The 20,429-nt window shown below is 60.9% G+C and carries 20 protein-coding genes; 6 read left to right on the top strand and 14 right to left on the bottom strand.

Annotation, left to right across the window (positions count from 1 at the left end; translation table 11 throughout):
• Positions 1-32 precede the first annotated feature (32 nt).
• From IVA75_RS07480 to IVA75_RS07450, 7 genes are all read right to left on the bottom strand, one after another.
• Complete coding sequence (locus IVA75_RS07480; protein ID WP_247282286.1) at positions 33-1,094, bottom strand: helix-turn-helix domain-containing protein; 1,062 nt, start codon at positions 1,092-1,094, stop codon at positions 33-35.
• A gap of 330 nt (positions 1,095-1,424) precedes the next feature.
• Positions 1,425-2,426, bottom strand: a complete 1,002-nt coding sequence (locus tag IVA75_RS07475) for a GlxA family transcriptional regulator (RefSeq protein WP_247282313.1) — start codon at positions 2,424-2,426, stop codon at positions 1,425-1,427.
• Positions 2,427-2,806: 380 nt separating this feature from the next.
• Positions 2,807-3,124, bottom strand: a complete 318-nt coding sequence (locus tag IVA75_RS07470; RefSeq protein WP_247282285.1) for a nitrile hydratase accessory protein — start codon at positions 3,122-3,124, stop codon at positions 2,807-2,809.
• An 11-nt stretch (positions 3,125-3,135) separates the two neighbouring features.
• Positions 3,136-3,756 carry a nitrile hydratase subunit alpha gene (nthA, locus tag IVA75_RS07465; protein ID WP_247282284.1) on the bottom strand — a complete coding sequence of 207 codons (621 nt, stop codon included), beginning with the start codon at positions 3,754-3,756 and terminating at the stop codon, positions 3,136-3,138.
• 12 nt (positions 3,757-3,768) lie between these two features.
• A complete protein-coding gene (gene nthB / locus IVA75_RS07460; protein ID WP_247282283.1) occupies positions 3,769-4,491 on the bottom strand; it encodes a nitrile hydratase subunit beta in 723 nt (240 codons plus the stop codon).
• Between the two features lie 21 nt (positions 4,492-4,512).
• On the bottom strand, positions 4,513-5,010 hold the full coding sequence (locus tag IVA75_RS07455; RefSeq protein ID WP_247282282.1) for a DUF1097 domain-containing protein: 498 nt from the start codon (positions 5,008-5,010) through the stop codon (positions 4,513-4,515).
• A 37-nt stretch (positions 5,011-5,047) separates the two neighbouring features.
• Positions 5,048-6,052, bottom strand: a complete 1,005-nt coding sequence (locus IVA75_RS07450) for a GTP-binding protein (protein ID WP_247282281.1) — start codon at positions 6,050-6,052, stop codon at positions 5,048-5,050.
• 329 nt (positions 6,053-6,381) lie between these two features.
• Here IVA75_RS07450 and IVA75_RS07445 point away from each other — a divergent pair, with 329 nt between their 5' ends.
• Together IVA75_RS07445 and IVA75_RS07440 are read left to right on the top strand one after the other, a co-directional pair.
• Positions 6,382-8,064: a cache domain-containing protein gene (locus IVA75_RS07445; RefSeq protein ID WP_247282280.1), complete on the top strand. Its 1,683-nt coding sequence runs from the start codon at positions 6,382-6,384 to the stop codon at positions 8,062-8,064.
• Positions 8,065-8,494: 430 nt separating this feature from the next.
• A complete protein-coding gene (locus IVA75_RS07440) occupies positions 8,495-8,872 on the top strand; it encodes a hypothetical protein (RefSeq protein WP_247282279.1) in 378 nt (125 codons plus the stop codon).
• 217 nt (positions 8,873-9,089) lie between these two features.
• On the opposite strand, the gene IVA75_RS07435 is transcribed toward IVA75_RS07440, so the two are convergent.
• Positions 9,090-10,478 carry a sigma 54-interacting transcriptional regulator gene (locus tag IVA75_RS07435; protein ID WP_247282278.1) on the bottom strand — a complete coding sequence of 463 codons (1,389 nt, stop codon included), beginning with the start codon at positions 10,476-10,478 and terminating at the stop codon, positions 9,090-9,092.
• A 169-nt stretch (positions 10,479-10,647) separates the two neighbouring features.
• Between IVA75_RS07435 and IVA75_RS07430 the strand changes: the two genes are divergently transcribed.
• The 4 genes from IVA75_RS07430 (at position 10,648) to IVA75_RS07415 (ending at position 16,019) form a co-directional block, all read left to right on the top strand.
• Positions 10,648-11,538, top strand: coding sequence for an alpha/beta fold hydrolase (locus IVA75_RS07430; protein ID WP_247282277.1), 891 nt, complete (start codon positions 10,648-10,650; stop codon positions 11,536-11,538).
• A gap of 14 nt (positions 11,539-11,552) precedes the next feature.
• On the top strand, positions 11,553-13,175 hold the full coding sequence (locus tag IVA75_RS07425; RefSeq protein WP_247282276.1) for an MFS transporter: 1,623 nt from the start codon (positions 11,553-11,555) through the stop codon (positions 13,173-13,175).
• A gap of 257 nt (positions 13,176-13,432) precedes the next feature.
• Positions 13,433-15,400 carry an acetate--CoA ligase gene (gene acs, locus IVA75_RS07420; RefSeq protein WP_247282275.1) on the top strand — a complete coding sequence of 656 codons (1,968 nt, stop codon included), beginning with the start codon at positions 13,433-13,435 and terminating at the stop codon, positions 15,398-15,400.
• 46 nt (positions 15,401-15,446) lie between these two features.
• Positions 15,447-16,019: an adenylate kinase gene (locus tag IVA75_RS07415; protein ID WP_247282274.1), complete on the top strand. Its 573-nt coding sequence runs from the start codon at positions 15,447-15,449 to the stop codon at positions 16,017-16,019.
• Between the two features lie 53 nt (positions 16,020-16,072).
• Here IVA75_RS07415 and IVA75_RS07410 read toward each other — a convergent pair whose 3' ends face one another.
• From IVA75_RS07410 to mdcC, 6 genes are read right to left on the bottom strand one after another with little or no spacing between them, the layout of a single operon-like run.
• Complete coding sequence (locus IVA75_RS07410) at positions 16,073-16,990, bottom strand: acyltransferase domain-containing protein (RefSeq protein WP_256465070.1); 918 nt, start codon at positions 16,988-16,990, stop codon at positions 16,073-16,075.
• Entirely contained in the window at positions 16,984-17,838 is an 855-nt protein-coding gene (mdcB, locus tag IVA75_RS07405; RefSeq protein ID WP_247282272.1) for a triphosphoribosyl-dephospho-CoA synthase MdcB, read from the bottom strand. Before mdcB ends, IVA75_RS07410 begins: the two co-directional genes overlap by 7 nt.
• On the bottom strand, positions 17,835-18,482 hold the full coding sequence (mdcG, locus tag IVA75_RS07400; protein WP_247282271.1) for a malonate decarboxylase holo-[acyl-carrier-protein] synthase: 648 nt from the start codon (positions 18,480-18,482) through the stop codon (positions 17,835-17,837). Before mdcG ends, mdcB begins: the two co-directional genes overlap by 4 nt.
• Positions 18,475-19,212, bottom strand: a complete 738-nt coding sequence (mdcE, locus tag IVA75_RS07395; protein WP_247282270.1) for a biotin-independent malonate decarboxylase subunit gamma — start codon at positions 19,210-19,212, stop codon at positions 18,475-18,477. Before mdcE ends, mdcG begins: the two co-directional genes overlap by 8 nt.
• Entirely contained in the window at positions 19,199-20,113 is a 915-nt protein-coding gene (locus IVA75_RS07390; protein ID WP_247282269.1) for a biotin-independent malonate decarboxylase subunit beta, read from the bottom strand. The genes mdcE and IVA75_RS07390 overlap by 14 nt, the downstream gene beginning before the upstream one ends.
• On the bottom strand, positions 20,110-20,427 hold the full coding sequence (gene mdcC / locus IVA75_RS07385) for a malonate decarboxylase acyl carrier protein (RefSeq protein ID WP_247282268.1): 318 nt from the start codon (positions 20,425-20,427) through the stop codon (positions 20,110-20,112). The genes IVA75_RS07390 and mdcC overlap by 4 nt, the downstream gene beginning before the upstream one ends.
• Positions 20,428-20,429 lie beyond the last annotated feature (2 nt).

Here is a 20,429-nt window from a genome sequence, read left to right as displayed (position 1 = left end):
GACGTTGATTTTGTTTGTCATTGCCCTATCTCTCAGGCCTTCAACAAGATCGACCGCACAGACCGCTGTTCTGGGCGTTCAACGCTGTGCCGATACTCCGCGGGTGGAGCCTGGAAAGCGCGAACAAACGCGCGCCGCATGTTTGCAGGATTGCCGAACCCGACCCGATGGGCGATTTGTTGAATGGATAATGGGGTGGTTTCCAGCAAGATCCGCGCGGCTTCGACCCTGATGTTTTCGACAAAGCGCGCGGGCGTGGTCATCATTTCATCCGTGAATGCGCGACTGAAGTTTCGCGAACTCATGGCTGCGCGTTTGGCGAGCGCCTCGACGGACAAATCGGCGGTGAGATTGTCCAGCGCCCAGTCCATCACCTGACTGATCTGGGTGTTGTGGATCGACTGTGCTTTCAGGAATTCACTGACCTGGGGTAGATTGCCAGGGCGCCTCAGGAAAACGACCAGCATCCGGGCGACATCGAGGAATGTCAGCCGGCCGCAATCGTTCTCGATGAGATAGAGGCACAGGTCGATGCCGGCCATTCCGCCGACCGCGGTATAGTAGGCGCCGTCGCGAACGAAGAGCCGATCTGGCTCTACGCGAGCCTGCGGATACATTTGCGCAAACTGCTTCGCGTGGTCATGGCGCGTGGCGATGCGCCGCCCGTTGAGGAGACCGGCTGATGCCAGGATGAACGTTCCGGCGCAGGTTGCGCAAACGCGCCGAACTGATGGGGCGTTTCGTATGAGCCAGTCGATCAGAAGCTGATCGCCCTCGAACGGTTGAAATTCTTGAGTGCCTGCAATGAGGATCGTGTCGTAGGCCGCTTCCAGGTCCGGTCCGATAATCCTGTCCGGCAGCGTGCGAATGCCGGACGAGCCAATGATGGGACCGGGCGGCAGGCCGATGAGGTCGACCTGGTAGCGGATCGACGACGCGTTCGATTTGTTGGCTTCATGGAACGCATCGCTTGGTCCCATGAAGTCGATCGCGCTTGATCCATTGATGACGATAATGCCGACCCGCAGAGTTGGCTTGACTTCCTCATTGTGTTCGCGTGGCGAGTCAGAAGATGATGTCTCGACGTTCGCCATCGATAGATGCCTCGACTTTCGACGCTCGCGGGCCTGCTGCGGCCATGACGATCCGTTGCCCGCAGTCGGCTTCAGTGCCGACCGTCAGGCTTGCCTGTCATTGATCCAACAAAGTGTTCAGTGTCGTAACTATAGAATGCCCGTGCGGAAGGCAGCGGCCAAAGTTACGTCGACATCGGCCATTTTGATCGCCGGCCAGCGCTGGGTCTGTAATCGTCGAAGACATCGATCGCAAAAAGTGGAACGGCGCCGCGCGGCTGCGACAATGCAGCGGCAGGTCGCGATGACGCATGCGGACGGTCGATGTTCCGTCGCCAAGCGTTCTAGCAGTTATGAACGGCTGGGCTGTGTGTGGCGTTGCGGGGCGTGACTTGTACCTGCCCACGCACTTCGAAAACGAAGGCGGTATTCGCCCGGACCTACGCCGAGGTTCCGGACGAAGGCTCGCCGCATGCCGTCGGCATTTCCAAAGCCGCAGCGTGCGGCGATCTGCTGCAGCGATTTTCCGCCGTCTTCGAGAAGCAGGCGCGCAGCATCCAGCCTTGCCGCGTCAACAAACTCGGTAGGCGTCATGTTCATTTCCTGGCGAAACACGCGTGCGAAATTCCGCACGCTCATACCCGCCTGTTCGGCCAGGCTGTCGACCGAGAGCGGCGCTGCGAGATTGTCGAGGACGTATTGCTGCACTTGTTGAATCTTGGTCTTGCCGGACATCTGTGCGGCGAGGTGGGCGCTGAATTGCGATTGTCCGCCCGGGCGTTTCAGGAACATCACCATGTAGCGCGCGACGATGAGTGCCAGGTCTCGACCATAATCCTCTTCGACGAGCGCAAGTGCCAGGTCCATGCCGGCGGTGACGCCGGCGGTGGTGCAGAGATTGCCGTCCCTGATGAAGATCTGGTCCGAATCGATATTGAGATCGGGATACTCGTTCCGCAGGCGATTTGCGCATTCCCAATGCGTCGTCACCCGTTTTCCGTCGAGTAAGCCAGCCGCAGCGAGCAGGAAGACGCCGGTACAGACGGAGCCGAGCCGGCGGACCGTACCTGCGCGCCGGCGCAGCCATTGCACAATAGAAGGGTCAATCGTCTCGAACGACGGATCGCCGCCGACCAGAAGCGTGTCGATCGATTCATCCGCTTGAAAGATATGTCGGTCAGCCAGGAAGCGCAGGCCACCAGTGCCAAGGACGGGGTCGGCCGAGCCGGCTATGACTTGAACGGTGTAAGCGCCAGGGTCTCCCAGCCGTCTTGCCGCTTCCCAGAACACTTCGGCGGGGCCGACAATGTCGAGCGACTGAACACCAGGCGGGGCGAGTAGGGCGATGCGCATCATTGATCCTCAGTGGGCTCAAAATTCATGCAATTGTCGTTCCGACCAGTCACCTCGGGTGCGTCAATTTCGGCCATACTTGCGCGGTATTCGGACTCTTTGCACGGGTGCTGGTCCAATTCCGCAGATATGATTTGTCGCGTTGTTCCGATCGGTGACGCATTATTCACGGGCCGGCACACGACGACACTCTCGCGGGACCCGCACGCGGGAGCATACTCAACGGAGCTTGGGGATATCAATCCTGCGCCAAGGAGAAGCGGCGGGTCGACTTGTGTGAGATCCGCAATTCGCTGCTTCTCTTCCGACGGCGCCGACGCGCACCTGCCAAGTGTAAGGCCCGCTGGCGCGATCCTGGCGACGAACGGAATCGGACAAGTCTAGGGAGATGCCTCGTTTGGATCGCCAATGAGGCCAGACCGCTGCACCATCCGTTCTAATACGGTGAGCCAGATCTCATAGTAGTCCCAACTGGGGTCGGTGCTTTCGTGGACAGCTTCCCATGCGGCGATGCTTGCTATCATCTCCGACCGGAAGTCATCCCATTCAAATACACCCTGTTTGGAAAGGGCCAGCGCCATGCCGAATGCCTGGCGCTGCCATTCTGCGCCGAAGCAGAGGCTGCCATTGTCCTTGGGCGGCATGTCAGGTTTCCCCAACATGCTTCCCAAAGCGAAATGCTCGAAATTTGTCTGCATCTTGAAACTCTTCAAGGAGCCGGCGGTTTTACAATGCTGACGCCCATCATCGACTCCGGCGTGACGAGAGCAGCCAACTGCTCCTCGCTGAAGCTATCGGTGCCGGCAGGCCTCTCGGGAACGACGAACCAGCGGATTTGTGCGCTGCTGTCCCAGGTCTTGATCTCCTTGCCGGGATCAATATCCAGGCCGAATTCGCTCAGCACCTTCCGCGGTTCGCGCGCGGCGCGTGCGCGGAACGAAGGGTCCTTGTACCAATAGGGCGGCAAGCCCAAAACTGGCCAAGGATAGCATGAGCAGAGCGTGCAGATGATGAGATTGTGCACCTCCGGCGTGTTGATCGCCGCGCGCATATGCTCACCTTCGGCGCCGGCGCCCTTGGTGACGAAGTTCATCTTCTCAACCGCGGCCATCGTATCCTCGGTCAGAAGCGTCTTGAACGCCGGGTCGACCCAGGCCTTGGCGACAAGCTTGGCTCCATTGAAGGGGCCCATTTCAGTTGCAAAGATCGACATGATCTTGTCGACGGTCTCGCTGGTGATCACGCCTTTCTCGATCAGAAGGGATTCGAGTGCGCGCGCACGCGCGGCATTCGCAGTCTCACGGTCCGTGGGATATTCAAAGCGTTGCATTGTGGGCTCTCCTCAGGATGCGTTCGCAGGCTCGAGGTAAGCCTCGAAGAGATCTGCGTAGAAAGTGAAGTGCTTCTCGGTGTTACCGGGCCATAGGACCTCTGGATCGAACTTGACGCAGTACACCGGCATCGCCTCGCCAATGCCGTCGGGGCCGGTATCGCAAAGATAGGTGTAGGCGTCGGGATAAACGCTATCGATGACGCCTTGCTTGCTCCGCAGATGGCCCGGCACGCGGGTATGATCGACAGAGTTCGGATTGGCGACCCGAACTACGTCGCCCGGCGCAAATCGTGGTGGAGCGGACCGATCCCGTTTCGGATCGTCGCCGACCAGCAGATATGTCCGCACGCGAGCGTCCACCGCAGCGTCGCCGCCCTTGGGCACTGCCGGCGACGAGGTCAGGAAATCCTTGGTGCGAGCGTCCAGCTCCGCCTGGGTGATATAGCCGTTGGCTACGAAGTAAGCGGAGATGCCGCCGAGCCATTTTTCGTAGTATCGAAACTTAAAATAGTCGAACGGGTTCATCGATTCGGCGCCCTTGCGGAGATCCGCCCAAGTCCAGACGGTTCCGAACTTGCTCGGCGTCGCAGGGAGGCCGAGTTGGGGACTCAACGCCATCATCGCGGTGTGAATACCGAAAATCCTCTCCTCCCAGGCCTCCACGAAGACGCGCGTTTCGAGTGATATCGGATCGAGCCCTTCAAGGCCGCCGAGATAGTGCTGCAATTTCATAAGTGCTTTCCTCTCGCTTGATTAGGCCGTAGCCCGGCGCGTGGCCAGAACGTCGGCGAATTTCTCGGAAACGAAGCCGAACGTGGCTCCGACCAGTATGGAAAATGCCGCAATCAACGCGGGGTTGGTGATACTCGCATCCGTAATCGGACGTCCCGTCGCGGCGACCGTTCCGACGGTCGAGGCAAAGCCGAAGACGATGGCGGGCGGAAATCCCAATGCCCGATGGGAGGAGGCGAGAATCATCGCGCCACTGCCCAGACCTACGCTCACTGCGGCAAAGGCAGCCGATCCCGGAGCCGCCGCAATGGCGAGCAGGCAAGAGCTGGATATGAAAACCCCAGTCCAGTTCGACGCGACCGATTTGATAAAGCCGGCCGACCCGCCTCCGCAGGCGAAGAACGAGGCCCAGGCGATGAATGTGACCCAGACCGGAATGGGCAGGAAAGTCGCAGTCAAGTAGGTGTCAACACCACCGAGCATGGCGATGCTTATGGTCAAGGCGAGTAGGGGCGTCATCCTATTCTTCTCCCGTTGGAACTTGATTGGGTGGGTGCTAAGCGACCAGACTTCTGCCGGAGTAGACCAGCTCGGCGATGTCGTTGCGAATTCGAGCCGGATCGAGCTCTCTTCCGATGAACACGATCGCGCTGGAGCGAGATTCATTCCTTGCCCAAGGCCGGCCTGGCCTACCTTCAAGCGTCATGTGGACACCGTGAAACACCCAGCGGCGCGCTTCCCCTTCCAAAGAGAGAATGCCCTTCGAGCGCAGCAGCGTTTTGCCGTTCTGTTGAACAAAGGCGTTGAGCCAGCGGAAGAAGCGCGGACCGTCCAGCGGGCGGTCTTCGCGAACCTCGACGCTGACAACGGAGAGATCGTGCTCGTGCTCGAGTTCGGAGAGCAGCAGCGGTTCAATCGCCAGGCAGTTCCTCAAGTCGAAGGCCTTGACGTCGATGATCGAGGCGATTTCGGCACGGCCGTTGACGGCAGGAATGATGCGCGACATCGGATTGATGCCTCTAACGGTTGCTTCGCATGCAGCGAACGCGGCATCGTCGACCAGATCGCGCTTGCTGATCACCGCGACGTCGGCGAACGCGATTTGCTCCGCGGCGACGTTTTCGCCCGAGCTTTGGTCGGCAAGCCAACGGTCAATATGGACGGCATCGATCACCGTGACGACCGCATCGAGCGTGGTGGCTTCCGACAGGACTTCATCTACGATGAAGCTTTGAATGACGGGTGCGGGATCGGCAAGCCCGGTCGTTTCGATGAGGATCCGGCGAATCGGCTTTTTGCCGGAGAGCAGAGTGGTTATAGTCGAAACGAGGTCCTTCCGCACAGTGCAGCAGATGCATCCGTTGTTGATCTGCAGGATCTCCTCGTCGACGCCGACGACCAATTCGGCATCGATGCTGATCGCTCCGAATTCATTAACGATGACGGCGGACTCCGCCAGCACATCGCTCTCAAGCAAGTGGTTGAGCAACGTTGTTTTTCCCGATCCCAGAAAGCCAGTGAGAACGGTGACTGGAATTTTCTGCGACGTTCCTATCGGCATAGCTCGCTCTCCCTGCAATTGCGTGACGCTAGATTTGGCTTTGGCGAGTCACAACGTTCGCTGACGCGGGATTCCTGCCAAACAGGTTCAAAGCAATGCAGCCCGCCGCGAGTTGCCCAATTCTGCTTCAGACGAAGCCTAAAGAATTGGCGTGATGGCGGAGGCTAGTCTGGGAAAGAGAGACGTCGCGGGCGCAAGCGCGTCCAGCGTACAAATCCTGCCAAACAGGCTCAAAAGCATGCATCGGCTGGAGCAATGGTCGGGTACTTAAGCCACCGGTAAGAGGGGCTGCGTAGTTTGGCGATCATTTTTCCGGTCGTGAGAGCCCCATGTCTTTTCGAGGTCTGAGAGCCAAGTTTCTTGTCATCATTGCTGTCGCGCTCACGGGAATGATCGCCCTGGTGCCCATCGCGCTCTACAACATCCGCAGCCAGATGATGACCGATCGACAGGCCAAGATTCAGCAGATGGTCGATGTCGGGCACGGCATCCTGGTGCACTACTATAAGCTCGAAACTGATGGGAAGCTTGGCCGGGAGCAGGCGCAGGCAGCCGCGCTCGCTGAGATCAAGGGGCTGCGATACGACAAGGTCGAGTTCTTCTGGATCAACGACATGGTCCCGCACATGATCATGAGCCCGGCCAAGCCTGAGCTCGATGGTAAGCCGGTCGGCGATTTCAAGGATCCGGCCGGCAACTATCTTTTCCGGGGCTTTGTCGACATCGTACAGAAACAGGGGGGCGGCTTCTATGGGTACCTCTGGCCCAAAATGGGCTCCGATCAGCCGGTCTCAAAATTGTCTTACGTCAAAGGATTTTCGCCCTGGGGCTGGATCATCGGCACCGGTATCTACCTCGACGATATCGATGCGATCTTTCGGCAGACGGCATGGACCTTCGCGTGGATTTGCCTTGGTGTCGTCGTTCTGGTGCTCGCTATTTCTCTGGCGATCAGTCGTAGCGTAACGCGGTCGCTCCTCACGATCACCTCTCTTACCGAGAAGCTCGCTTCGGGTGAGGACGATTTCGAAGTCCCGTACACGACTCGTCGCGACGAGGTCGGAAGTCTCGCCCGGGCTCTGCGTGTCTTCAAAGAAAACGCGGCCGCCGTCCGTCAAATGCATACTGAACAACAGGAGCTCAAACAAAAGGCGGATGAAGACAAGCGCAGGACGATGGTCGAGCTCGCCGGCAAGTTCCAGGCAAGCGTCGAAACCGTCGTGCGCGAGGTTTTTGACGAAGCGAGCGAAATGCAGAAGGCCGCCGAGAGCATGTCGGCGAGCGCCGATCATGCCAATGGACGGGCACACTCGGTCGCTGATGCTTGTCACGAGGCCTCCGAGAACGTGCAAATGGTCGCCTCGGCCGCCAGTCAACTGTCAGCCTCAATCACCGAGATCAGCCATCGCGTAACACAGGCGGCTCAGGTTGCTGACAAGGCTGCCACTGACGGGCAGCGGGCGAACGCGACCGTTCAAGGGCTCGCAATGGCGGCCTCCAAGATCGGTGAGGTCGTCGGACTCATCAACCAGGTTGCCGCGCAGACCAACCTGCTTGCGCTGAACGCGACGATCGAGGCGGCGCGTGCCGGCGAAGCGGGGAGGGGCTTTGCAGTCGTTGCCGCCGAAGTGAAATCGCTCGCGACGCAGACTGCCAAGGCCACCGACGAAATCGGAGCACAGATTTCGTCGATACAGGCCGAGACGTCATCGGTCGTCGGCAACATCCAGAGCATTCTTGCGACCATAACCGAGGTCAACGAGATATCGTCTTCGATCGCCTCGGCAGTTGAGGAGCAAGGTGTCGCGACGCAAGCCATCGCGCAAAGCGTGCGGGATGCCGCGTCCGGCACGAACCGGGTGTCGCAGAACATCTCTGATGTCAACACCGCCACGTCTGAAACCGGACAGGTGGCGAGCACCGTCCTCGGATCGAGTGCGCGCCTAACGGGCAAGCTGCGGGTGCTCCAGGACGAAGTGAGCCGTTTTGTAGCAAGTGTCAGAGCCGCATAGGATTCATAAAGCAACGCTTCGACAATGGTAATGCTTCGACGTCGCACTGTCGGCGACCACGACGAACACCGTCCAAATGAAGTCTTCGTGGATCGTCGACTCGGCGGCGTCCGGGTCCTGCTTCTACACCGGAGAGCGAACAAGGGTCGATAATCGATGCAAAAATCGCTGATCGGAATACCGAATGGGCGAGCGGGCTGTAACGCAACGTCAGGTCAAAGCTCCGCACCTCCAGTCAGCGACGCAGGTCGACGACATTCCGATCGGCCGCCGTATGGGAACAACATCATTCGTACCATCGGTCCAGCAATGACGTAAGCAGCTTTCAAGACGCTCCTTACGAAGGTAGCCGTCCGCCTGACGACAAGGGCACATGGGCTTAATGACCGAGGTGGCGCGTCAATCCGGCCCTCCAACATGAGGATTGCCAATGGATCACAGTTTGGACTTCATTTCGTTACGCGCGCCACCGGCCTGGGACGGCGAACTCACTCTCGATGATTTTCGTAATCATTTTGGACCCGCGGCCATCGAATTGCTCCTAACGATAGAGCGTGCGGTACAGCTCATAACCGTTACTTGCAGGGACGTGGCAGAGACAACTGTAAAGCAGGGCCTTGTCGATCAACGTCATAAGCTTGTCCTTCAGGCGATTTATTTGCGACGGCTACTCGGCAAGGCAGGGTTGATTGAGCGGCGGCCGATGCAGTTAATCGTCGCGGGTAAGCTGACGGTGGATGCCTTGGCTTCCCACCGGCGCTTGGATGTCGCGACGCTCCAAGTCTACGACAGCGGGCAATTAACCTAATCGTGAATGTAGCCCGATATTCCAGGTTCGAATAATGCGATCGCGAAATTCGGAGGAGCCGCACGCAGTGGTTTCGAAGACCTGCTATGTTGGCGCGTTTCGCCCCAACGGAATAGCACCGCGCGAAAGCTCGGGAAACCCAGCCGAAAGTTGGTTCGTGGCTTCTCCGCGCGAGGTCAACTGGTTTGGCGCATTCAGTCGCAGGACACCTTTAGGCTTAGCGAATGACGGATTGCGGACGGCTCATTGGGGCGGCTACAGTGCCTGCCTCTTTCATGAGCCGATAGAGATGCCCGCGGCTGACGCCCAATAGCTCGGCCGCGCGGCGCTTGTTGCCGTCAGATTGCTCCAGGGCCGCTCGAATCTCGGTGGCCCTCTGCGATTGAATGCGCTGCTTGAGCGGTTGCGACGCGGGCGCTGCTTCCTGCTCTCGGCATGGAGTTGCTGTGAATGTCGCTAGGCGACCGGTAACGATGAATCGGGTGAGCACATTCTCCAATTCGCGGACGTTGCCGGGCCATTTATGCGCAGCAAGTGAATTAAGTTCTTTCCGGCTCAGATCTCTCGGCACCGCACCCAAGCGCGCTGCAATCCGCTTCAGCAGCTCTCCGGCGAGAAATTCGATATCATCGCGATCGCGAACGGGAGGCACGTCGATCGGCAGTACACTTAGACGGTAGTAGAGGTCTTGTCTAAAACGGCCTGCGAGAGCTAGTTCTGGAAGTGAGTGATTGGTCGCGCAAACCACCCGGGCCTTGACTGCGACTGGCGTCGTTCCGCCGACGCGCACGATTTCGTTGGTCTGGAGAACGCGCAACAGGCTGCCCTGTAGGTGCAGCGGCATATCCCCGATTTCGTCCAGAAATAGAGTACCGCCGGAAGCCAGCTCGAATTTACCGAGCTTTCCACGACTGCGCGCGCCGGTGAATGCGCCGCCTTCATAACCGAACAACTCAGCTTCAATCAGTTCGCCAGGAATCGAAGCACAATTGATCCAAACGAAGGGACCCTCGGATCTGCTTGAACTCGCATGGATGGCGTGGGCGGCCAATTCTTTGCCGGAGCCGGTTTCACCCGAGATCAATACAGGAAGATCGTGTGCGGCTACGACCTCGAGCGAATTGCGGTAGGCATCCATGAGCTCGCCTTGGCCAACGATGTCGCTCATGCCGAATCGCGAGCGCCAGGGCTTGTTGCCCTGGGGCATTTCCAGCTCGGCTTGTGTAGCCCGTCGAAAGGTTCGCTTCAGAGTGCCGAGATCCGAAAACAAGGCAAGACCAACCGCACCGATGATCTGGCCGTCCTGGAGCACGGGAACCTGTCGCGTGATGAGTTGGTGACCGCGCACCTTCAACGGATAGCCAACATGGCTTCCTTCCCCGCGGGCTACGAGATGAAGCTTGGTCTGTGGCCCCACCACATCGGTGATGTGTCGCCCGACGAAGTCGTCCGCCGTACCCCCAAGGAGTCTGCAATACGGCTGATTGATCAAGACAACCGTGCCGGACGTGTCGACCGCGACGAGGCAGTCGGAAACGTGATCGAGGACAAGCCTCAGGAAACCTGCCTCTTCCGACGATCCGGCAATCCACTGGGAAAGGACCATGGTGAAGTTCCAGCTCTTCAAACGTCACTTAGATGCGACAATTATGTAACGTAACTGATACACTAACCCCGCCGCCTATTGGCGTCAAACCACGACGATCTTTTCTGGCCACCAAAATTTGGCTCGGTTTGCCATAGGGTTAAGCGGTGCCGAGCAGCGAAAAAGTGAAATGGCACAGGGTTTGCGAACCTTTGTTTGGGAAACCAAACAAGGGAAGAGCGCAATGACGTCCATTAGAACGATCACAATCGGGGACACCGTCGTGCAGGTGTCTGGAGAGGGAACGCCGCTGGTATTCGTGCACGGCTTTACAACCACGGCCGAGTTCTGGCGCGAGCAGGTCGAGGCTTTTTCAGCCCGTCACCAGATGGTTCGCATCAATCTGCCCGGTCACGGTCGTTCGCCGCGTCCCGCGGACCGGGAGTATACGATCGGTGCTTTCGTCGAAGACGTGCTGAAAGTGTATGACACACTTGGCATCGACTCTACCGTGCTCATCGGCCTCTCAATGGGCGGTACGGTCGTCCAGAATTTCGCGCTCTCTTATCCCGAGCGCGTGCGTGCGCTTGTACTGGTGGGAGCCACGCCGCACGGGTTAGGCGCCGACGTCAACGTCGACAACGTGCTCAAGGCCATTGAAGATCTAGGCGTTGTCGCTGCGAGCCAAAAAGTCATCGAACGATCCTTCGGTTCTCGTGCAAGCACCGCACTCATCGATTTTGCCAAGGATGAGGTTGCGCAGACGCCTGCCTTTGTGGCGCGCCAGGCGATCGCATCGCTCAATGCGTCGGACAGTCGCGCGCGGCTGGGAGATATCCGCGTGCCGACGATGGTCGTGGTCGGCGACGAGGATATCATCACGCCGCCAAGCGAGTCGCAGGTCTTGGCGAGAGGCATTCCGAATAGCCAACTCTTCAACATACCGTGGGCCGGGCATTTCCCAATGCTTGAACTACCGGATACATTCAATCGCTTGTTAGGCGATTTTCTGATGCGGCAGGGGCTGCCGCCGCCGCGCATTGATGCAAGCGCGACTTCTCACGTGCACCAGAACGTTTGACGCGGGAGGGCAAGATGTCAGTTCACGCCATGGAATCAGAAACCAACCTTGCTTCTCGCCATCTCGATCGCGACACCAAGCGTGTCATCTTCGCGGCAGCCCTCGGCACCGTATTCGAATGGTATGACTTCTTCGTCTACGGTTCATTGGCCGCCTTCTTTAGTACCCTGTTCTTCCCGAAAGGAAACGAGACGGCGGCCTTGCTCGCTGCGCTGGCGACATTTGGGGCGGGCTTCGTTCTTCGTCCGTTTGGCGCGGTCGTCTTCGGACGGCTCGGCGATCTCGTCGGACGCAAGAAGACGTTTCTCGCAACCATGCTGGTGATGGGCCTCGCCACCGCGGCGGTCGGGCTGCTGCCTACCTTTGAAACCTTTGGCTGGTGGGCTCCAACCATCCTGGTCGGCTTGCGGCTGCTGCAAGGGCTGGCCGTCGGCGGAGAATTCGGGGGGGCCGTGACTTATGTTGCGGAGCACTCCGATCCGGACCGGAGAGGTTTTACAACTAGCTGGATCCAGATCACGGCCACACTGGGATTATTTCTTTCACTGGCCGTGGTCCTTCTCTGTCGCTCCTCGATGTCAGCGGAGAGCTTCGCGAGTTGGGGCTGGCGTTTACCGTTCGTCGGATCGATCGCTCTTCTGGTCCTCTCCTTGTACATCCGCCTCAAGATGCACGAATCGCCGGTGTTCCAGCAAATGAAGGCTGAGGGCAAAGGATCGAAAAATCCGATCATCGATACGTTCTGTGACCGCCGCAATCTGCGACTGGTACTTGTCGCAATCTTCGGTGTCGTAGCTGGTCAGGCCGTGATCTGGTATACGGGCCATTTCTACAGTCTCTTCTTCATGACAACAGTGCTGAAGATGAGTCTCGAACAGGCTAACTTCTATCTGTTGGTCGCGCTGGTGCTGGGAACACCGTTCTTTGTGTTCTTTGGCTGGTTATCCGACAAGGTTGGACGTAAGCCGCTCATCATTGCAGGATGTGCCTTGTCGGCTTTGTTGTTCAACCCGCTCTTCCAGGGGCTGGCAACCTACGGCAATCCAGCGCTTGCAGACTTCCGGGCAAGAACTTCGGTGGTGATTCACGCAAATGACTGTAGCGAGGATCAATCGTTGTTCGGGCAGCTCTTCAGTCCTCAGGCGACGAAAGAGTGCAGCCGTGTGAAGTCGTTCCTGACCGCGCGCGCCGTTCCCTATGTAGTGAAAGCAGATGCTGCAACTCTTACCGTCCAGATCGGCGATGATGCCGCCATGCCTTTCGATGAAGGCAAAGTCCTCAAGGTGCTAACCGAGAGGGGTCTGCCGGCATTGAAGACGCCAGTGGAGCCCAACGGTCCCATGGTCATCGCAGTGCTCTTCGCCCTCGTGTTCCTGGCGACGATGGTCTACGGGCCGCTTGGTGCTCTCTTGGTCGAGCTCTTCCCGGTTCGTATCCGATACAGCGGGGTATCTGTCGCCCTCCAGTTCGGTAATGGCTGGATCGGAGGATTTGCGCCGTTCGTCGCGACCGCAGTTGTTATCGCAACCGGCAATATTTTTGGTGGGCTCTGGTACACGATAGCATTCGCAGCTTCGACAGCGATCATCGGGGCTCTCTTGCTGCCGGAAACCCGTGGTCGGGACATCAATACCTGATCGGACAAGCAGGTTGGGAGCCGGCGAGATCACATGTCGCGTTCGTCGGTTCTCAAACCCTAGGTTGGTGGTAATAGGGTTCCGACAAGGGGTGCAGATCCGCTGGCAGACCGGCTCGTCTGCTGAACCTCCCTAGACTGGGATGGGCCGCTGCTGGCTTACCGCGGCGGCCCCTTTTTGTATTGCCGGCGTGAGAAATTTGCAGTCGCACCCTCAAGATGATGAGAGTGCAACATATTAGGAACGGAGGATGTTCGATGAGCGGAGCGGACGTGGAGAAGGTATATCCGGTATCGGCCGAATGGGCCAAGCGCGCCTGGGTCGACCAGGCCAAGTACAAGGACATGTACGCCCGCTCGATCTCGGACCCGAACGGTTTCTGGGCGGAGCAGGCCAAGCGCATCGACTGGATGCACGCGCCGACCAAGATCGAGAACGTCTCCTTCGCGCCCGGCAACATCTCTATCAAATGGTTCGAGGACGGCGTCCTCAACGTCGCCCATAATTGCATCGACCGGCATCTCCACAATCGTGCCAACCAGACCGCGATCATCTGGGAAGGCGACGATCCCGCACAATCCCGGCACATCACCTACAAGGAGCTGCACGACGAGGTCTGCCGGATGGCCAACATCCTGCGCACCCGCAACGTCAAGAAGGGCGACCGTGTCACCATCTACCTGCCGATGATTCCGGAGGCGGCCTACGCGATGCTGGCCTGCGCGCGGATCGGCGCGATTCACTCCGTGGTGTTCGCCGGCTTCTCGCCCGACAGTCTCGCCCAGCGCATCAACGACTGCCAGTCCAAGGTGATCATCACCGCGGATGAGGGCCTGCGCGGCGGCAAGAAGGTGCCGCTGAAGGCCAATGTCGACGCGGCGCTCGCCAAGGCAGACGGCGTCGACTGGGTCGTCGTGGTCAAGCGCACCGGCGGCGCGGTCGAAATGAATCCCTCGCGCGACCTCTGGTATCACGACGCCGCCAAGATGGTGACGACCGAGTGCCCGGTCGAGCACATGCACGCCGAGGATCCGCTGTTCATCCTCTACACCTCGGGCTCGACTGGCCAACCCAAGGGCGTGCTGCACACCTCCGCCGGCTACCTCGTGTTCGCCGCGATGACGCATCAATACGTCTTCGACTATCACGACGGCGACATCTACTGGTGCACCGCCGACGTCGGCTGGGTCACCGGCCACAGCTACATTCTGTACGGACCGCTCGCCAACGGGGCGACCACGCTGATGTTCGAAGGCGTGCCGAATTACCCGGATAATTCGCGATTCTGGAACGTCATCGACAAGCACAAGGTCAACATCTTCTACACCGCGCCAACCGCGATCCGCGCGCTGATGCAGAGCGGCGACGCGCCCGTGAAGAAGACCTCGCGCGCCAGCCTGCGCCTGCTCGGCTCGGTCGGCGAGCCGATCAATCCGGAAGCCTGGGAGTGGTATCACCGCGTCGTCGGCGACGACCGCTGCCCGATCGTCGATACGTGGTGGCAGACCGAGACCGGCGGCATTTTGATCACGCCGCTGCCGGGCGCGACCAAGCTCAAGCCGGGATCGGCGACGCAGCCGTTCTTCGGCGTGGTGCCGGAGATCGTGGACGCCGACGGCCAGGTGCTGGACGGCGAGACCACCGGCAACCTCTGCATCGCCAAGTCCTGGCCGGGCCAGATGCGCACGGTGTATGGCGATCACGCCCGCTTCGAGCAGACCTACTTCTCGACCTACAAGGGCAAGTATTTCACGGGCGACGGCTGCCGGCGCGATGCCGACGGCTATTACTGGATCACCGGCCGCGTCGACGACGTCATCAACGTCTCCGGCCATCGCATGGGCACGGCTGAGGTCGAGAGCGCGCTGGTCGCGCACGAGAAGGTGTCGGAGGCCGCCGTGGTCGGTTTCCCGCACGACATCAAGGGCCAGGGCATCTATGCCTATGTGACCCTGATGGCCGGCGTCGAGCCGACTGACGATTTGCGCAAGGAGCTCGTCGGCTGGGTGCGCAAGGAGATCGGCCCGATCGCCTCGCCCGACCAGATCCAGTTCTCGCCCGGCCTGCCCAAAACCCGTTCCGGCAAGATCATGCGACGCATCCTGCGCAAGATCGCCGAGGACGAGCCGGGGAGCTTGGGGGACACCTCGACGCTCGCCGATCCCGCCGTGGTCGACGACCTCGTCAAGAACCGGCAGAACAAGAAGCGGCTGAGCGACCCATGACCATCGAGTGCTCGCACGTGCGTACTCGGTTTGATGGAGGAAGGAGATGAGATTTGTACTTCTGGGGCCGCCTGGCGCTGGGAAGGGAACGCAGGCGTGTAAGCTGTCGCAGATCTTTGCGATCCCTCAACTATCGACGGGAGACATGCTGCGCGCAGCAGTGTCGGAGAGCACCACAATCGGGCGGCAGGCGGCAGAGATTATGCAGTGCGGCGAGCTCGTGCCGGATGATTTGGTAGTCGGACTGATAGCCGAGCGCATCGCGCAGCCGGATGCGGCGCGAGGATTCATCCTGGACGGATTTCCGCGCACGGTGGCCCAGGCGGAGAGCCTCGATGATGTGCTCGACAAGCACGAGCTTAATCGTGTGCTTGAGCTCAAGATCGACGAATGGCGTTTGCTAGATCGGATTTTGGGGCGGGCTATACAAGCCCGCGAAAGCGGCGAAGCAGTGCGGCTGGACGACAATCAGGAAGCGCTCAGCGTCCGCCTGACAGCTTACGCGAATCAGACCAAACCCTTGACCCAATACTACGCGGCCAAAGGATTGCTGAGAACCGTTGACGCTTCACTGCCTGTGGAGCACGTCACCATGTCGCTCGTCTATGCGATTGGATGATTAACACGAATGGAGGTGGACCGCGGCTGGAAACGCCACGCCGATACCTCCCGCTACGCGGCGGCAATCCAGTTGCGTAGGCCTCCCAGGGTACGAAATCCGTCGGCCGCGTAGCAGCGTATCGATGGCTGAGAGGCGCGCACCATCTCCGCCAGCGCATGTCCCGGACCGAGGTCCAGCACCCTGGTGACGCCCAGTTCCGCCAGCGCGTCCAGGGTCGCCGCCCAGTCGATCGGATGGGCGACCTGGCGAGCCAGTTTCGCGCTCGCACCGGCGAACGAGAAGATGCGTTCGCCTTCACCGCCGGCAAGCAGGATGCGCTGGGCTGCGATGACCGCGTGTCGGCTGGCATCGAGCGCCTGTTGCAGAGGTTTGCAGGCCTGCGCCAGCCTCGTCGTATGCGACGCGATCTTGACGGCGAGAAGCCCGGTGCGCGCGCCTTCCCTGGCGGCCTCGTCGCAGAGCGCGCTGACATCCTCCTCCGTGCCTCCGATCACAAAAAGAAGGTCGGGATTTTTGATCGCGATCTCGCAGCGATGTTTTGCAAGCAGCGGTTCGAGCGCGGCCCGGTCGAGCCCGCGGACGTAACCCAGGCGGCCATCAGGCCCCGCCGCGCTTTGCATCATCCGGGCGCGAATATCGGTGAGCCGCAACGCTTCGTCGGCAGCCCAGATTCCCGCGATGCTCCAGGCCGCCATCTCGCCGACGCTATACCCGGCGACAGCGGTCTCTTCGGTCAATAGGTCTGCGATGCAGGCGTGGGTCGCGAGAGCCGATGTGACGGTCAGGATCTGGCTGGCACGATTCTCAGACAATTGCTCGGCGGGGCGCGTCCGAACGAATTCCCGCGGATCCTCACCGAGACAAGGCGCCGCCGCGGCGAAGATTGATGCCGCGGCAGGCTGCTCCGCGACAAGATCAAAAATCTTGTCCGACAGCGTACCTTGTCCGCCGCAGAGCAGTGCTAACATCCGGGATCTATCCGATCGACGAAAAGGGCCATCGCCAGCAGGTCTGCGGAGCCACCGGGACTGAGATTGCGTGTCACGAACGCTTGGTGAATGTCGGCGGCACGCCTGCGCCATTCCGGCGATCCAACACCGCCGGCGGCAAGGAAGGCTGACGCGCTGGCTTGCGCGAAGCACAGTCCCTCGGGCCCGCCTCGATGCAGGAGGTTGGTGTCGGTGACGCTAGTAATCAAGCTCATGCACGTCTGAACGCGAGCGACTTCCTCGTCATGAGGCGCAAGCTCGCGCGCTGCCTGCAGCGCGGGTAGGGCGATGTCGTAGACCGACGGGAAACCGTCGGCGGCTTCCCCCCTGGCGCCCCCGGCGCCGTAGCGCCGCGCGGCCACAGCGCCGTGGCTGCGCAGCGATACGGGGCCGGACAGGATGTCCTCGCCCCAACGCTCCGAAACCAACCGGCCGAGGGACTTGCGAATGCCGACGGCATTCCGATAGCCGGCCGCGGCGCAGAGCAGACCCAGACCGAAGATCGCGCCTCGGTGCGTGTTGACGCCGCAGGTCGCAGCTAGCATCGCGCGCTCCGCGGCAACCCCGATGGCGCGCAGCCGGTTCATGCCCGCGCCTGCGGCGCCCGCGAGGGCGAGATCGCCGAAGAAAGGCATCAAGGTGTCAGCGCTCAGGCACAACAGCCCGGCGTCCATGTCGCGATGCGCACCGTTGTCGACATGGCTGACAAGCCCGGGCTTCGGGTAGGTCTTTACTTCCAGCTTTAGGCAAAGCGAAGCAACATGACCGAGCTGCTCGGCATGAAGCGCGCCGCCCGGCTGGGATTGCCATCTAAGCGCAATGGTCACGACACATGACCTGCGAGGAAAGCCGAGCGCATCGTGGTGATCATTCCTGCCGGGCCCTTCACAAGCACTTCGCATTCGTCAGTGCCGGTCAGTTCGCGCCATTGAACCCCGCCGCCAGGACCTGTGACCTCACCGTCCAGCCGCATCGGCGCCTGCTTTGCGACACGCGCGATATCGGACAACAGAACTCCCGTCTTATCGGGCGACGAGAGAGGCCACAGCAGATCGAGGTCCGATCCATCCGAAAGATAGCGCAGGCCCGTGAGATGCTGCCAAGCCAGGCTCCCGAAGGTGCGGGTCTCCGGCAGGAGCTGGAGGAGCAGGTCGATCGTCTCGCGCCAAGCCGCAGGTGCGGCTGCGGCGGCATCGGCCAACAAGGGAGGCGGGGCGGATGCGGCGATATCGGCGGCGGCGAGCGAGATTGCAATGCGCCGTTTGCCGTGGCTGGGCGGCAGTGGCAGACCGAGCGGAATCATGCCGGCGACGTCGCTGCAAGCTGGCCGGCGAACGATGAGGGGATGGCCGGCGCGCGCCCAGCCGGCGACGATCGGCTCGCCGGCGAGTTCGGGATAACGGCTCATCACGGTGGTCCATCCGGATACCGAGGCCTTCACCATGGTGTGGCGCGCGAGAGGCTCAACCATGCCGCGCCCCTGAATGTGAGGCCGCTGCGACAGCAACGCGCTCGGCAAGCTCGGCTGCTTTCCGCCGTCCGCCGCGCTCGGCGCCGAGCCGGCCGCGATCGTCCTGCCCTTGAGGCCGCTGCAACGTGGCCGCAAGCTGCGGCGCCAAAGGCGCATTTTCGTCCCAGACGGTGTGAATGCCGCCGGTCTGCACCATGTTCTCAAGGCCAGGCGCGAACACCGGCGTGGCTTCCGCCTTCGCTTTCAAGACGTCGATCGAAAGCTTGGTGACCCGCGCCATCGACGGCACGTCCATCACTGCGGGGTGCGCGCCCGGAAGCGCCACCAGCGTGCCGGTGGCCAGCGCCGTGGCGATGAACGCGCCGGCCGCGCTGCCGCCGTAGAGCAGGCCAATCGTGCGGTGTCCTTGCGCTTCCGCCAGCAGCAGGGCCTTGGCGAGATGGGACAGGTACTCGCTGAGGCCGAGCAGCTCGTCGCGCCGGCTCATGCGCTGGCTGGCGGAATCCACCAGGACCAGGATCGGAGAAGCGTCTTCCGATTTGATGATCTCGATCACGTGCCCTGCGAGCACGATCGCTTCGTCCACGCCAAGGTTCTGTCCTTGGGTGATGCCGAGCACGTGGATCGGCTTGCCATCAGGCAGCGTCGCCTTTCCGGAAAGTGTTGCGCCGGTGACGTCGATGTCGCTGCCGTTCGGGAATAGGCTGGTCAGAATCTCATCGCGCGTCATCGGCGTTCTCCCTCTTGCCTGCCGCGCGAAGGAACGCGTCCGTTGGAAGTGCGGGGATCTCGGTCGGCGCATCGAGCCCGAGCGTCTGCCAGATCTCGACGGCGTCCTTGGCCTCGCCGAAACGTTGCAATCGCCGCTCGAGGCGCTTCTGCTCGGCTTCGAGAATCGCCTTGTCGCATCCGCGCTTGCCCCTGAGCGCGTCGATCGCAGCCTGACGGAACGCCTGCACCTCGTCGTCGACGAACATGTCGGCGCCGCCGATGAGGTAGCGGTGCTTGCCGCCCATCGTGCGCCAGACCAGCGCGCGGTCGCGCGAGTCGAATTCCTCGATGCCTCTGTTGGTCTCGATCACCTCGGGACCGCTGACACTGATCCGCCCCTGCTCCGACGCGATCAGGCGCGAGCAGGTGCCGGCGATCAGGCTGCCGCCGCCATAGCATCCCGCGCGTCCACCGATCAGCCCGATCACGCTGATGCCCGCGCGCCGCGCTTCGATCACCGCGCGCATGATTTCGGCGATCGCAAGCTCGCCGGCATTGGCCTCCTGAAGGCGCACGCCGCCGGTGTCGAACAGGATCAGCACATCCTGATGAAGCACGCACGCCACGCGCAACAGTCCGGTGAGCTTGGCGCCATGGACTTCACCGAAGGCGCCACCCATGAAGCGTCCCTCCTGTGCGGCAATGAGCACGGGTGATCCCTCCAGGCGGCCGCGCCCGACGACGATGCCGTCGTCGAACTGCTCCGGCAGGTCGAAGATGGAAAGATGCGGACTGGTCTCCCGCAGCTCGGGGCCGATGAATTCGGAAAAGCTGCCGGCATCGAGGAGCGCGTCGACGCGTTGCCGGGCGCTCGCCTCGTACCAGCTCAGCGAAACGGTGTTGGCTGTGACGGCTGTCATTGTTCCGGCTCCTCGATCTTGCGGACGCCTTGCGCGAGGCGCAACGCGACCGTGTCGGGTCGGGCTCCGCCGTCATTGATGGAGATGCGCAAGCCGCCGGCAGAGCGGCGGGCGACGAAGTCGCGGACCACAGCGTCCCACACCATGCCGAAGCCGTGGGCCGCCGTCGCGATCTCGATGGTGCAGACATCCGGCGGTGAGGCCCGTTGCAGCAGGACTTCGAGATTGCCGGAGGCGACGACCCCGACGATCGCCTGCGTGCGGGTGCCGCCGGCGCTGTTCGGGGAAGACAGTCTGAAGCTGAGCTTTTCCATGC

The sequence above is a fragment of the Bradyrhizobium sp. 134 genome, assembly GCF_023074155.1.
GTDB lineage: Bacteria > Pseudomonadota > Alphaproteobacteria > Rhizobiales > Xanthobacteraceae > Bradyrhizobium.
This window is presented reverse-complemented; position numbering and strand designations above follow the sequence as displayed.

Excerpts from the sequence above, each read along its gene's own strand:
- IVA75_RS07480 (WP_247282286.1), bottom strand. The coding sequence starts at position 1,094 with ATGGCGAACGTCGAGACATCATCTTCTGACTCGCCACGCGAACACAAT.
- IVA75_RS07475 (WP_247282313.1), bottom strand. The coding sequence starts at position 2,426 with ATGCGCATCGCCCTACTCGCCCCGCCTGGTGTTCAGTCGCTCGACATT.
- IVA75_RS07470 (WP_247282285.1), bottom strand. The coding sequence starts at position 3,124 with ATGCAGACAAATTTCGAGCATTTCGCTTTGGGAAGCATGTTGGGGAAA.
- nthA (WP_247282284.1), bottom strand. The coding sequence starts at position 3,756 with ATGCAACGCTTTGAATATCCCACGGACCGTGAGACTGCGAATGCCGCG.
- nthB (WP_247282283.1), bottom strand. The coding sequence starts at position 4,491 with ATGAAATTGCAGCACTATCTCGGCGGCCTTGAAGGGCTCGATCCGATA.
- IVA75_RS07455 (WP_247282282.1), bottom strand. The coding sequence starts at position 5,010 with ATGACGCCCCTACTCGCCTTGACCATAAGCATCGCCATGCTCGGTGGT.
- IVA75_RS07450 (WP_247282281.1), bottom strand. The coding sequence starts at position 6,052 with ATGCCGATAGGAACGTCGCAGAAAATTCCAGTCACCGTTCTCACTGGC.
- IVA75_RS07445 (WP_247282280.1), top strand. The coding sequence starts at position 6,382 with ATGTCTTTTCGAGGTCTGAGAGCCAAGTTTCTTGTCATCATTGCTGTC.
- IVA75_RS07440 (WP_247282279.1), top strand. The coding sequence starts at position 8,495 with ATGGATCACAGTTTGGACTTCATTTCGTTACGCGCGCCACCGGCCTGG.
- IVA75_RS07435 (WP_247282278.1), bottom strand. The coding sequence starts at position 10,478 with ATGGTCCTTTCCCAGTGGATTGCCGGATCGTCGGAAGAGGCAGGTTTC.
- IVA75_RS07430 (WP_247282277.1), top strand. The coding sequence starts at position 10,648 with ATGGCACAGGGTTTGCGAACCTTTGTTTGGGAAACCAAACAAGGGAAG.
- IVA75_RS07425 (WP_247282276.1), top strand. The coding sequence starts at position 11,553 with ATGTCAGTTCACGCCATGGAATCAGAAACCAACCTTGCTTCTCGCCAT.
- acs (WP_247282275.1), top strand. The coding sequence starts at position 13,433 with ATGAGCGGAGCGGACGTGGAGAAGGTATATCCGGTATCGGCCGAATGG.
- IVA75_RS07415 (WP_247282274.1), top strand. The coding sequence starts at position 15,447 with ATGAGATTTGTACTTCTGGGGCCGCCTGGCGCTGGGAAGGGAACGCAG.
- IVA75_RS07410 (WP_256465070.1), bottom strand. The coding sequence starts at position 16,990 with ATGTTAGCACTGCTCTGCGGCGGACAAGGTACGCTGTCGGACAAGATT.
- mdcG (WP_247282271.1), bottom strand. The coding sequence starts at position 18,482 with ATGGTTGAGCCTCTCGCGCGCCACACCATGGTGAAGGCCTCGGTATCC.
- mdcE (WP_247282270.1), bottom strand. The coding sequence starts at position 19,212 with ATGACGCGCGATGAGATTCTGACCAGCCTATTCCCGAACGGCAGCGAC.
- IVA75_RS07390 (WP_247282269.1), bottom strand. The coding sequence starts at position 20,113 with ATGACAGCCGTCACAGCCAACACCGTTTCGCTGAGCTGGTACGAGGCG.
- mdcC (WP_247282268.1), bottom strand. The coding sequence starts at position 20,427 with ATGGAAAAGCTCAGCTTCAGACTGTCTTCCCCGAACAGCGCCGGCGGC.